Source organism: Paenibacillus sp. P4_E11 (genome assembly GCF_056401635.1).
The window spans coordinates 42,509-56,173 of record NZ_JBFUIX010000041.1; the positions used below are offsets into that span (position 1 = coordinate 42,509).

The 13,665-nt window shown below is 49.5% G+C and carries 8 protein-coding genes; 4 read left to right on the forward strand and 4 right to left on the reverse strand.

What is annotated here, in order from left to right:
- The first annotated feature begins 45 nt into the window (after positions 1–45).
- Together AC1DWB_RS16855 and AC1DWB_RS16860 are read left to right on the forward strand one after the other, a co-directional pair.
- A complete protein-coding gene (locus tag AC1DWB_RS16855; RefSeq protein WP_477542238.1) occupies positions 46–3,171 on the forward strand; it encodes a hybrid sensor histidine kinase/response regulator in 3,126 nt (1,041 codons plus the stop codon).
- Complete coding sequence (locus tag AC1DWB_RS16860; protein ID WP_477542239.1) at positions 3,146–4,297, forward strand: response regulator; 1,152 nt, start codon at positions 3,146–3,148, stop codon at positions 4,295–4,297. The genes AC1DWB_RS16855 and AC1DWB_RS16860 overlap by 26 nt, the downstream gene beginning before the upstream one ends.
- Positions 4,298–4,397: 100 nt before the next feature.
- On the opposite strand, the gene alr is transcribed toward AC1DWB_RS16860, so the two are convergent.
- From alr to AC1DWB_RS16875, 3 genes are all read right to left on the reverse strand, one after another.
- On the reverse strand, positions 4,398–5,528 hold the full coding sequence (gene alr, locus AC1DWB_RS16865; RefSeq protein ID WP_477542240.1) for an alanine racemase: 1,131 nt from the start codon (positions 5,526–5,528) through the stop codon (positions 4,398–4,400).
- 12 nt (positions 5,529–5,540) lie between these two features.
- Positions 5,541–6,674: an alanine dehydrogenase gene (gene ald, locus AC1DWB_RS16870; protein WP_477542241.1), complete on the reverse strand. Its 1,134-nt coding sequence runs from the start codon at positions 6,672–6,674 to the stop codon at positions 5,541–5,543.
- A 103-nt stretch (positions 6,675–6,777) separates the two neighbouring features.
- Positions 6,778–8,019 (reverse strand): PucR family transcriptional regulator, encoded by a 1,242-nt coding sequence (locus AC1DWB_RS16875; protein ID WP_477542242.1) that lies wholly within the window; start codon positions 8,017–8,019, stop codon positions 6,778–6,780.
- 262 nt (positions 8,020–8,281) lie between these two features.
- Here AC1DWB_RS16875 and AC1DWB_RS16880 point away from each other — a divergent pair, with 262 nt between their 5' ends.
- Complete coding sequence (locus tag AC1DWB_RS16880) at positions 8,282–9,646, forward strand: amino acid permease (protein WP_477542243.1); 1,365 nt, start codon at positions 8,282–8,284, stop codon at positions 9,644–9,646.
- 206 nt (positions 9,647–9,852) lie between these two features.
- Here the strand turns inward: AC1DWB_RS16880 and AC1DWB_RS16885 are convergent, their stop codons facing one another.
- A complete protein-coding gene (locus tag AC1DWB_RS16885; RefSeq protein ID WP_477542244.1) occupies positions 9,853–12,489 on the reverse strand; it encodes a winged helix-turn-helix domain-containing protein in 2,637 nt (878 codons plus the stop codon).
- A 96-nt stretch (positions 12,490–12,585) separates the two neighbouring features.
- Between AC1DWB_RS16885 and AC1DWB_RS16890 the strand changes: the two genes are divergently transcribed.
- Positions 12,586–13,254, forward strand: coding sequence for a transglutaminase domain-containing protein (locus AC1DWB_RS16890; protein WP_477542245.1), 669 nt, complete (start codon positions 12,586–12,588; stop codon positions 13,252–13,254).
- Positions 13,255–13,665: the final 411 nt, after the last annotated feature.

Consider the following 13,665-nt stretch of genomic DNA (forward strand, 5'->3'; position numbering starts at 1 on the left):
TATAATAGGGCCAATCATTCGGACCGTGCAAGAGGAGCAAGTTAGATGCGTAGAAGCGTGGCAATGGTAGTTATCGCATTAACGTTAGTTGTAGTCGCATCAGCCGTATACTGGTTCTCGATCCAGCGGGTATTGCCTCATAATGGAGCCGTCTCGATTAAGGGAGTAGCCGATCTTACGGGTGTGGACGCAACCCAATCTAAGCTGCTGAAGCTTGATGGGGAGTGGGAGTTTTATCAGAACCAGCTGCTGCGGCCAGAAGATTTCCACGCATCAGCGGCGTCAGATGTGAAGCCACAATTGACYGGATACATCGGCGTACCGGACACTTGGGACAAGTTCTCGGTGGATGGTGAAACCATGCCGCAGCGAGGATATGGAACCTACCGATTACTTGTCAAGCTACCGACGGAGTCTGAATTGCCAAATGGCATCCGTGTCGGCAATATTCGGACCGCGCATCGCTTATTCGTGAATGGAGTTGAACTGGCATCCAGCGGCGAACCTGGTCTAACGGAAGGGCAATCTGTTGCTCGCAATGTGCCTTATGTTCGTTATTTCATGGCAAAGGATGCCGCAGCGGAAATTATTGTCCAGGTGTCCAACTTTCATTATAGTGGTGGTGGCATAGTAGGGCCGATTGTTGTCGGCGAGCAGATGAAGGTTGCCGCCTACCATCAATTTTACATCGTACATGACATTGTTTCTTCTACCGCGTTTGTGTTGCTCGGCTTTTATTTTCTGGCCYTGTTCCGATTAAGGAGAACGGAGCGGTCTTGGTTATACTTCGGCTTGTTCGCTTTATCATTATGCGTCTACACGCTTACTAAGGGAGATAGGCTGCTGGCGGTATTCATACCTGCTCTACCCAATGAGTGGTTTGTCAAAATCCAGTATTTGAGTGGCACTGCGTTGAATTTGTTCCTGCTTATGTATACGCGAGCGATGTTTCCGAACATCGTAAGGGTTCGTTGGATCAAGTTCTTGCAGGTCGTGTTCGTCTTGACAGCGGCAGCCATCCTCGTCGTTCCAGCCAAATATTATTCCTATATGAAGATGGCCTTCGTGCTGTCAGGGGCTGTGATCGGCTATGTTGTGCTTGTTATGCTGATCGGGACGATCCGACGTATGGATGGGGCCTTCTATATGATGATCAGTTCGTTGCTTGTCTTGCTTAGCACGGTCCTCTCCTTCCTGGAATTTATGGGAATTGCGAATACGAATGACCTGATTCCACTGCTGTTGATCGCTTTCTTGCTAACCCAAGCGTTATGGCTCAGTAAGCAGTTTACCCGGGCGTTCTCTACGATCGAGAACTTATCCACCCGACTGTTGTCCGTCGACAAGATGAAAGACGAGTTTCTGGCCAATACGTCGCATGAACTGAAGACACCGCTTCATGGGATGGTCAATATCGCACAGTCGTTGATCGAAGGAGCTTCGGGACCGTTATCCCGCAAGCAGGAGGAGGACATCTCCATCATTGTGTCCAGCGGCAAACGAATGGTCAATCTGGTCAACGATATACTGGACTTCTCCAAGCTGAAGCAGGACGAGGGAATTATATTAAGGCCGAAGGCTATAGCACTAAGTCCGCTAGTGCAAGCGATATTCGATATGTTCGCACATCTCACAGGAAGCAAGCCCGTGCGGTTCATCAATGGCTTACAAGGAGGCCGATTCGCAGTCTATGCCGATGAAGATAGGCTGACGCAAATCATGTACAACCTGCTCGGCAACGCCTTCAAATTCACAGAGAAGGGTGAAGTTCGTGTCACCGCGAAGCTGGATGGAAGTTGGTTGTCGATTGCGGTCGCGGATACCGGAATTGGTATTACGAAGGAACGGCAGGAAGCCATATTCGATTCATTCGTGCAAGCGGACCAAGACATTGCCGTTCATTATGGCGGGACTGGGCTGGGACTCAGTATAACCAAGCGGTTGGTTGAGCTTCATGGGGGAAGCCTGCGAGTAGATTCTGAGGTCGGTCGAGGCTCTGTATTCACATTTACGATACCCGCAGCCATGAGTGGAGCTGTAGATTATCCCGATCAGCCAGAAGTCGAGCCGAAACCGGCGAGCACATACATAGGTTTACCTGCGGCAGTACGTAGTATCGGGCCGGTTGAGCGTAAAAAAAATGATCGCTCCGAGGCACCCGTGATTCTTGTAGTTGACGACGATGCGGTGAATCGAAGAGTACTGTTGAATCTGTTATCGGTAGAGAAATATCAAGTCATTATGGCAATTAACGGGGAAGAAGCTTTGCAACGACTGGAGCATACGCCTCGCATTGATCTCGTCATTCTCGATGTGATGATGCCTGGCATGTCGGGGTATGAAGTATGTCGAACGATTCGGCGCAAGTATTCTCTCTCGGAACTGCCCGTACTTATGCTGACGGCTCGTCATATGCCGGAAGACATTATGTCCGGTTTTCATGCAGGAGCTAGCGACTATATTGGCAAGCCGGTGGAGGCAGGGGTCATGAAGGCACGGGTTCACACCCTCCTCGCGATGAAGAAATCGGTGGCCGACTTGGTCGGAGCGGAGATGGCTTTCCTGCAAGCCCAGATCAAACCGCACTTTCTGTTCAATACATTGAATACGATCTTGTCGGTAAGCCGGAAGGATCTGGCGAAGTCCCAGCATTTGCTGACCGAATTAAGTCAATATTTGCGTGGAAGCTTCGACTTCGACAACCGGGAACGGCTAGTTTCGATTCAAAAAGAGCTGGAGCTCGCCCGATCGTATGCGGCCATCGAACAGGCCAGGTTCGGCGATCGCTTGAAGGTCATTTGGAACATTGATGATGATGTTAGCTGCCGTCTGCCGCCATTACTCATCCAACCCCTTGTGGAAAATGCGGTGCGGCATGGCGTGATGAGCCGCCCGCAAGGGGGCGTTGTCAGCATTACCGTGAAGTCTCACGATACTTATGTTTCGATTGAGGTCGAAGATAACGRAAAAGGATTCTCCATGGGCGTTGACGAATTGTTGACGAAGCGAGGCGGAGGACGGAAGGGAGTAGGTATTCTTAATATTGAGCGTCGTCTTCGGGCTGTGTATGGTTCGGGTCTGGACATCCGTAGTGTAGCAGGAGAAGGAGCAGTAGTAACGATAAGGATTCCGGGAGGGCATGGACATGTTGAGAGCCATTATAGTGGATGATGAGATTCCTGCGTTGGAATGGCTGGACAATATTCTGGTCGAGATTGGTAGCGTGCACTTGGCAGGAGCTTATACGGACCCGATAGAGGCGTTGGACCAATTGAAGACGGAATCGATCGATATCGTCTTTCTGGATATCGAAATGCCGGGAATGAATGGACTTGAGCTTGCCGAACGGATGTTAACGATCAGTCCTGCGACGGATGTCGTGTTCGTAACGGCCTACCATCAATATGCTCTGGAAGCTTTCGAATACTATGCGCTGGATTACGTGCTCAAACCCGCATCAGCTGAACGAATCCGAGCGACTCTTGCCAAAGTATCAGCGCGACGGGGCAATTCAATGAATCGTGTAAAGGCGAATGGGAAGGGTGAAGGCTTTCAGAGCTTTGGCCGCTTCGAATGGATGCACTTTTCGGAACCCGATGGACTAGTGAAGTGGAGAACGGCCAAGGTGCGGGAACTAGCCGCCTATCTCGTCCATAACCGCAATCAGTGGGTCAATAAAGACAAAGTGCAAGATGATTTGTGGGGGGATGAGCACCTTGAACAATCTCGTACTTACTTGTACACATGTGTATACAATTTGCGAAAAAAACTATTGGAGCTAGGGTTTGAAGAGCTCTTGAAGTCGGATCAAAATCGCTACAGGCTGGAAATCGAACCATTCTGGAGTGATGTGAACGAATTCATGGTCGCTACGGAAGAGGTGACCGCAGTCGACGCTTCGAATGTAGAACAACTAGAGCATGTGGCCTCTCTGTATCGGGGGGATTACATGGAGGAAGATAGCTTTCTCTGGGCGGTGGATGACCAGGATCAGTACAGGGAGAGATACATCGCGCTCTTGAGGCAACTATCGGACTATTATGTGACGGATCGTAACTATTCCCCAGCAATCGACTGTTTGCGCCGCATCCTCGAGAAAAATCCGTTTCTGGACGATGTCAATGAGCAGATGATCCGGCTGTATGCCAGGATCGGTGATCGATTGTCCATGATCCGTCATTTCGAGAAGTTCACGAGCGAATTGAAAAGAGACTTGGGCATCGAGCCCCTGGAGAGAACCGTTCGATTATACGAGCATTTGCGGAGCGGCCGCTCAGAAGATAGTTTTTCTTCTTGAGCGGTTTTGTTTTGATGGGTGATCCGGCGCACAACAAAAAGGGCCCTCCGTCATAATGGCGGAAGAGGCCCTTAAACCTTCAGTTCAATCGGGTAATCCATCAGACATAAACCCTCGGCACTCGTTTTCCGATTAAGCAAACGACTTCATAATTGATGGTGTCCATCCAGTCCGCAACCTCGTCGATGGCGATTAGCTTGCCATCCGACTGGCCGAATAACGTAGCTTCATCTCCAACCTCCACATCAGGGAGCGAAGTCACGTCTAGCATCGTCTGATCCATACAGACCCGGCCCGCGACTGGCAGGCGTTGGCCGCGTAGAAGCGCGCTGCCTTTGTTCGAGAGCTTCCGCGACAAACCGTCGGCATAGCCGATCGGAATCGTTGCGATGACGCTGTCCCGTTCCGGCACGAATGTGCAGCCATAGCTCACGGGTTGATTGGAGGAAACGCGCCGTATCGCAGACAGCCGAGTTTTCAGGCTCATGGCTTGTCGGATGGGGAAATTCTCTCGTTGCAGCCATTTACCTGGGTATAGACCATACAAAGCTATTCCGACTCGAACCATATCCAGATGCATGTCGGGAAAACGCATGGCAGCCGCACTGTTGCAGCAATGCTTGATCGGAATATCGATATTTCTCTGCTTGAATGCTTCGACGAATGCCATTAAAGCTTGAAACTGTTTCCGTGTATAAACATCGTCTTCGCCGTCGGCGTCAGCCAAATGCGTGAACAATCCCTCAATTGACGTGTAACGGGAGGCAAGCGCCAGTTCGGCAAGCGCTAGCGCTTCCTGAGGCGTCTGAACACCGATTCGGGACATGCCCGTATCGACTTTGATGTGAATTCGCGCCGGACGGTTCAGCCGTTCCGAACACAAGATGATTTCTTCCAACACTTCGCGGGAAAATACCGTCATCGTAATATCGCGGGCAACCGCCGCTTCAACGGAGCGCGGCGGCGTGTAACCGAGAATAAGAATCGGCGCTTGTATGCCCGCTTCCCGCAACCGAAGGGCTTCATCTAGAAAAGCAACACCTAAATATTCCGCGCCCGCCCCGATTGCGGCTTTGGCTGTCTCGACAGCCCCGTGCCCGTAGCCATCGGCTTTCACGACAGCCATGAGTCGGCAGCCCGGTCGGATATGAGCTTTCAAGAGTGAAGCATTGTGAGCGATCGCGTCCAGTGAAATTTCCGCCCAAGTATCCCTATAGCTTGGCACATGCATATGAGTAACCGGTTATTCCGCGGAAAGCGCGTTGTCGAGCGCTTGCAAGGCCGGAACAAAGGCGTATCCCAAATCCTTGGCTACCGCTTCATAAGTGACGAAACCTGCTGCAGTATTGACTCCCAGCATCAGGGAATGATTATCCCGAATCGCTTTCAATACGCCTTTGTTGGCCAGTTGCAATGCGTATGGCGTGGTAGCGTTAGTAAGCGCGATGGTGGATGTTCTTGGGACAGCGCCGGGCATATTAGCGACGGCGTAGTGAACGACTCCGTGCTTGACGTAGGTCGGATTGTCATGGGTTGTAATACGGTCGACGGTTTCCAAAATGCCTCCCTGGTCAACGGCCACATCAATGACGACGGCTCCCGACTTCATCGCTTTGATCATCTCTTCGGTGACCAGCTTCGGCGCTTTAGCGCCCGGAATGAGCACGGCGCCGATGACGAGATCCGATTCGGCTACCGCTTCGGCGATATTTAGCGGGTTCGACATCAGCGTACTGATCTGCGAACCGAAAATATCGTCCAACTGACGAAGCCGGTCCGCGCTCAAATCGATCATCGTTACTTCCGCGCCAAGCCCGATGGCGATCTTGGCTGCATTGGTGCCTACGACTCCGCCGCCGATAATCGTCACTTTACCGCGTTTCACGCCCGGAACGCCGCCGAGCAGGATGCCGATACCGCCATGAATTTTTTCCAGAAACTGTGCCCCGATTTGGGTAGACATCCGCCCCGCAACTTCGCTCATCGGCGTGAGCAGCGGCAACGTACGGTTCACCTCGACGGTTTCGTAAGCGATGCCGGTCACTCCCGATTCGGTAAGGGCGCGGGCAAGCGCGGGCTCTGCCGCCAAGTGCAAATAAGTGAACAAGATGAGATCTTTACGGAAAAAGCCATATTCCGACGGCAACGGCTCCTTCACCTTCATGACCATATCGGACTTCGCCCACACCTCGCCGGCTTCCTCCAGCAGAATCGCGCCCGCGGACGCATAATCTTCGTTCGCGAATCCGCTACCGATGCCAGCATCCTGTTCAATATACACGGTGTGGCCGGCTTTGACGAAAGAGACGACGCCTGCAGGCGTTATCGCCACCCTGTTTTCATTATTTTTAATTTCCTTCGGTACGCCTATAATCATCTGATTTTCCCCCTTTACTGGACTTCTCAGCCAAGTATAAGGGTGAAAACGCTTTTTTACTTTGTGTGGGAACAACAAATTGATTGGGAACGGTTGTGGAGATTCACAAAAGCGTCGCTCCGTTCAGCTTGCGTATTTTGAAATCAAGGAAAACGGTCACCTTCTGGTCCATGTTGTCCAGGTCGATGCCGCCGATTTCTCCGATCCGTTTCAACCGGTAACTCAGCGTATTGATATGAACGTGCAGCGCCTCCGCTGCGGCTTTCACGTTGCTGTCGGAGGACAAAAACACTTCCAACGTATGCAGCAGGTCGCTGTTGTGCTCCGAATCATACTCCCGCAACTTCTTCAGACACTGATTCTCGATGGGGTGAGTGCGGCTTTCGGCGAGCAAAGCCGGAAGAAAGCGGTAATAGCCGAGCGTCGGATAATCGTAAACGTTCCGGGTTTCATGAGGAAATTGCTGCTTGATTCGCAGCACCGTTAGCGCTTCCCGATAACTTTGCTCCACCAGGGTGTAATCGTCGTAAACGGAGCCGCTTCCCCCGCCGGAGGGCGAGAAGCCGAACCGCTGCTGCATTTGTTCGAACAAGTATTCGAAATGGCCGAAATCGGATTCCTTGCCGTTCTGGCGCTGCTTCAGCCCGGACAGCAAAATGAGCTGATTATGTTTTATCGTATGAAATAAGATGGAAACCCGCTGCGTCGTCGTAAGCATATATTCGATCTGCTGCTGCTTGTCTTGAATTTCCGCTTCGAATTCCAAGACGATGATTCGATACAGTGGCGGCAATTCGATCTCGAGCGTAGCAGCTTTCTCCCTAATCTCGGCGCTTGTTGTCAAGTGTCCGGTCAGCAACTGCCAGAAGAAATCCTCGTGTCCTTTATCTTCTTTACGTTTCTTGACTTGAAGCTGCAGCAGCTTCGTCGTGGCTGCATGCGCCGCTTTCTTCAGCTTGTCGGTGGCTTCTTTGCCCAGCCTTTTGTCCGTTTCCAGCACCCAAATATAGCCGAGAATCTTATGCTGCTTGCGAATGGCCATGACTAGCCGATCGCCTAAACCGACTGACTCGATTGCGGAAATGGTGACCGGTTCATCGCTTTCCATAATTCGCTGCATGATTCCTTCCTGCCATAAAGCTCGAATGACCTTCTCGGGAACGCGGCGGCCGATGATGGTCGCCACCCGAGCGGTATCGGATTGCGATTCGTGAGAGCTATAGGCGATGAGACGATGATTATCGTCTTCGATCGTAACGGGATTATGCAGGACTTCGCTGATCGTATCGGCCAGCGCCTCCAAGCTTTCGAAGCTTCTGTTAAAAAGATCGTGATTCTCATTCAAGATGGACAACACCTTTTGAAGGCCTCTCCCGAGCCTTTTATTGTTGATTATAACAAAGAAAACGGATTTATTTCTGAAAATAGAACAAAAACCGGGAAAGATGATTGTGATAAGATGGCTCCATAAGTTTCGCGGTTCTTTAAGTTTGGCTCCAGACCGCAAATTTATACGTCATCCGGTTGCCCCATTGGTTAGAGGAATAATTTCACAGGTATTTGATAGCGCTTCCAAATAAATAATATTTTCATTAAGGGGAGACATTATGAAAAATCAAAATGAAACAGAGCTGCATCGGGGGCTTGAACAAAGGCACATTACTTTAATGTCGTTGGGGGCCGCGATTGGCGTCGGGCTGTTCCTTGGTTCCGCTTCGGCCATCAAACTCGCGGGTCCGGCCATTTTGTTAGCTTATGCGCTTGGCGGTTTAGCGATATTTTTTATCATGAGGGCGCTAGGCGAAATGGCAATCCAAAATCCGGTAGCAGGCTCGTTTAGCCGCTATGCAAGACAGTATATTGGACCGATCTTCGGGTATTTAACGGGCTGGAATTATTGGTTTCTCTGGATTGTGACGTGCATGGCGGAAATTACGGCGGTCGGCATCTATATGGAATTCTGGTTTCCCGACGTTCCCCGCTGGATTTGGGCTTTGGCCGCTCTGATCATCATGACGTTGGTCAATCTAATTGCCGTTAAAGCTTACGGAGAGCTGGAATTCTGGTTTGCGCTCGTCAAGATCGTCACAATCGTTCTGATGATTGGTTTCGGACTTGCGATGATTCTATTCGGGTTCGGCAACGGGGGCGTGGCAGTCGGCATCAGCAATTTGTGGAGCCATGGCGGCTTCTTTGCAAACGGTTTCACCGGGGTTTTAATGTCATTGCAGATGGTCATGTTCGCTTATCTTGGCATTGAGATGATTGGCGTCACCGCAGGCGAAGTGAAAAATCCGAAGAAGTCACTTTCCAGAGCAATCGATTCCGTCTTTTGGCGCATTCTCATTTTCTATGTCGGGGCGCTGTTCGTGATCATGTCGATTTATCCATGGAACGAAATCGGAGCAACGGGAAGCCCCTTTGTTATGACATTTGAGAAAATGGGCATTCCATTCGCTGCCGGCATTATCAATTTCGTCGTCATTACGGCCGCGCTCTCTTCCTGCAACAGCGGGATATTCAGTACGGCGCGCATGCTTTTTAATCTGGGCCAGCAGGGAGAAGCGCCCGCCAGCTTTGGCCGGATTACGAAAAGAGGCGTGCCGGGTATGGCCACGTTAGCATCGGGTGCCGTATTGCTGGTCGGAGTCGCGCTCAATTATTTGGTGCCGGAGAAAGTCTTTACATGGCTGACCAGCATCGCGACGTTCGGCGCCATCTGGACTTGGGCGATCATACTCGTTTCCCAACTGAGATACCGCAAAAGCCTGAACAACGATGAGATTAGTAAACTGTCCTACAAAATGCCGTGGGCTCCTTACAGCTCATACCTCACGCTTGCGTTCCTGATTGGCGTAATCGGGCTGATGGCCTACTTCCCGGAAACGCGCGTTTCATTAGTTATCGGTCCGATCTGGTACGCCATTCTCGTCGCGTTCTATTATGGGAAAGGATTACACAAGCAACGATAATTATAGCACTGCCCAGCCGTAAAAGGGGCTCCCTTTCCTGAGGGAGCCCTGTTCGTTTTGCCACAAAGATATAACCGGCATATATAACCGGGGATAGACTTCGGTTAAGATTTCCATTGTTACAATTCATTTTGTAACAACCATTCTGCATTTAATAAGGAGGAATCCACCATGGGAAAACGGACAAATAACTTCAAATAATCGTGCTAGTCAAGTTGCTGCGCTTTCTGTATGGCTTGAATGCGTCCTTTCACCTCTAGTTTTCCATAGATCCGATTCAGGTGAAGCTTGACGGTACCGACGGTCAGCACCAGCTGTTCTGCGATTTCTTTGTTAGATAAGCCTAGGCACGTCAGCTTTAAAACTTCACGTTCTCTTGGCGTGAGCATGTACGATGATCCCGATTGTTTATGATCGCTTACGTCCCGCTCCTGTCTTGCACCGCCTAGCGATTGCAGCTTCTTCACGTAGCCCATTGAGACGGCTGTTTGTATTTCCGGCATATAGTTGTTTTTACGCAAAGACGCATATTTGTCCAAAAGGCTGCTAGAAACATGTTCTATGTCCAACAGGGTACGAAGGTATCCCTCTCGTTCGCCTAAAGTAAGCGCATTGTGCAAGTTCATCATGGAGGCATAGGTGTCATCGATCCCGTCATAGATGACCGCCAGGAACAAATAGCTAGTCAGCTTCGTCATCGTCGAATCCTTATTTTGCGCCGCTATCAGCATTCGCTCGGTCCAGTCCAGGGCTTCCGTAAATTTCTTCTTGGCTAACAATATGAGAATCAAGGTCGAAGTTTCAAACTCTTGATTGATTACAGTCTCTATATCCTTGCTGAAATTGCTGCTTTGCAGCCATTCTTCAGCCCGCTCGATGGAGCCGTTCTCTATATAACATCGAATCAGATAAGCATGCAATAAGTCATACCCATGCGACAGATGCGCATTCTCTTGTTGTAGCTTGCTCATTGCCGAGTTAAGGATGTCGACAGCTTGCAGAGGACGGCTCATTGCCCGTTCTATACGAGCTTTTACGATGACTGCCGGGACATATGCGCCGAAGCTCCCGTGCATTTCGGAAGCTGCAATGGCGGAGTCGGCGTATTGCAACGCTTGCTCCAGATGATTGTTCTCATAATGGATCTCACTCATGGCCGTATACGGATAAGCGACGAAGTGCCACTTTGCCAGTCGATGCTTCCGAATAAAGGCATCGTATAAGTTGTGGATATCCGCAGCCTTTTTCATTTTTCCGTAAAAACCGTAGTGTCCGCTAATCAGAGGTACCWTACCGCCGCTGATATCGATAATATCAAAGAGCAATAACCGCGCCACTTCATCACCTGGCAATGCATCCCGCGAATACAACTGATGGATTCTATTGAAAGCCGTGTCAAAATCCCCATACAGCCAGGCTTGGAATGTGGCAATGTTATTGGTTTCTTCCTGCAATTGCGCTGCCGTCACGGAATGAGGATCGGCTTGGTAAGCTTCCGCCGCCAATCGCTCCATCCTCTCGATGTACTCGCCTGCTTTGACTTTGCTCCCAGTCAATAGTTCCGTATAGGCTCGGATAATAAGCATGGCCGGGTATTCTATAATCGATTCCGGCAGCCTGCCAAACCAATTTCGCAGCGTCTCCAATTGTCGCCGTTTGAACAATACGACCCCATGTCGTTGAATGAGTTCGGCTGCTTTCGCATCATCCGAGGCAAGCAAGGTATGCTCAATCGCTTCCTCCATATAACCATGCTGTTCGAACCACGCGCTTGCCTTTTGATGCAGCGAAAGCATCTCTTGACCTGCTAGTTGTTTGTATCGGCTGCGCAAGAAGTCGGCAAAAAGGTGGTGATAACGGTACCAACGGTTCACGCCGTCAAGCGGAATGAGAAATAAATTCGCTTTCTCGATGAATTGTAACAGCTGCAGTTCCTTGGGCGTTCCGGTCACTGCCGCACACAAATCGTCGTTCATGCGTTCCAGAATCGAGGTTTGAAACAGGAACGTCCGTATCGCTTCGGGAAGTTGAAGAATGACGTCCTCCATTAAGTAGTCGACGATATAGCGATGGTCTCCGGAAAATTGGGCCAGTGTTTGATTCAAATTGCCTGAATTGGACAATGCGGCCAGTTGAATGCCGGCAATCCAGCCTTCCGTTCGAGAGGCAAGCTGATGGATTTGTTCCCTCGTCAAGGAGATCTTCATCTGCTGTAGCAAGAAAGAAGAAATTTCATCTTCGTTAAACTGTAAATCGGCAATCCCGATTTCAATTAATTGACCTTTGGCGCGAAAGGCACCTAAGGGCAATGGCGGAGTTTTTCTGCTGATGATACAAAGATGAACTTGCTCCGGCAATCGTTCCAGAAAGAACGATACAGATCGATGAATATCTTCCGACTCCAACAAATGATAATCATCCCATACAAGGACGACTTTATTCGAAATCGTATGAAGAGCGTTAATAAGCAGAATGATGGAATGCTCGATCGGAACCGTCATGGAAGATTGGAGAAAGGATAACGCTTTGTGACCTGCTCCAGGCTGGACGTCTTCGATTGAGGCTATGGCATAACTCCAAAAGCGCTGGAGATCGTTGTCCCCCTGATCCAGCGAGAGCCATGCTGCTTGAAGAGGCACGGGCGAGTGACGCAGCCATTCGCTTATCATGATCGATTTGCCGAACCCCGGAGGGGCGACAACAATAGATAACTTGCACGGCAATGCCCGGAGCATCTTCTCTATCAATCGATCTCTGTAGACAACATAAAGCGGACTTTGCGGAATCCTCATTTTGGTAGCCAACATGGGGTGAAAAATAGACGACTGATTCGGCAAATGCATGGAGCCCCTTTCCCAAAATGCTAGAAATCGTTGCTATCTTCATTCGCTGTTAGGATGGTAACTCCTCTTATTTCAACTTTGAAAGGATGATTGCCTATGAATTACTTATCGAGTTCGACGATTATCGATTACGACAATGAAGCCATCGAAGATCTGTTTCATGAGCTGAATACGGACAGTACGGATTCCACCTTTTTGACAAATGTTTTTCGGTTCGCCCGAGACGAGATCAAGTTCGAGTTCTGCGATTTCAGAGATAAAATCAGCGATACCGTTATGAATAAGAAAGGTCACTGTTACCATAAAACGAATCTGATTACGGGTCTATGCAGAAAAAAGGGCATAAAAGCAGGCATTAAGCTTTGTCATATTAAACTGGACGTGTTGCAGCCGTATCTCTCAAAGGAGGTGCTGCCCATCTTTATGAATCAACCGGTAGGCCACTTTTTCCCTGTCATTCTCATCGATGGCAAGTGGGTTTCGCTTGATCCCATCTTTGATATAGACCTACTGTGCTATTCGAATAGACTTCATTGGGATATTGCTCAAGATTGGAATGGAAATAATATCTGCAAACTTCCAACAGACATGATCCTAAATGAACAAAACGGAATTTTAGAAAATGCGTTCAGCGATCATGAATTACCGCCGCCTAATAACTTCATGGGTAAAATGAATGAAAAATTGCGGCTGATCAGGAGCGAGTTGAACAACAATGGAGAGGAACAAGAGTATGGGAAGCATGAGGATGATTTACGGAGTTAAGCTGCTAATTGGTGAAAAGCTGAGGTGACAACGGAAGGCACTTGATTTGAAGGTAAGGCTCCCAAAAGGGAGCCTTTAAAAATTCGGAAAAACTCACAGCAGGCTTGGAAAAGGCTTTGCTGCTGGGTTGGGCAAGGACCACAAGAGGCGGAGATGCCTTCGCAAACGGGCTTCTGATGAGTCTCAACTCTACATACCTCCTGAAAAAAGAAAATGACCCCTCAAAAAAGGGGTCTTTGTACTATAGGGAATTACGTTAACGAACCAAAGCCCACATGGACAAAAGGATATCTCTAAAAAGACATGGATACATAATAGTGTATAAAAAAAATCAACATAAGTCTATTACTTTTTTTGAATAAATTGTATTGTTATTTATGCGGCCGCGGCGCAATACGAAAAGGGATGAAG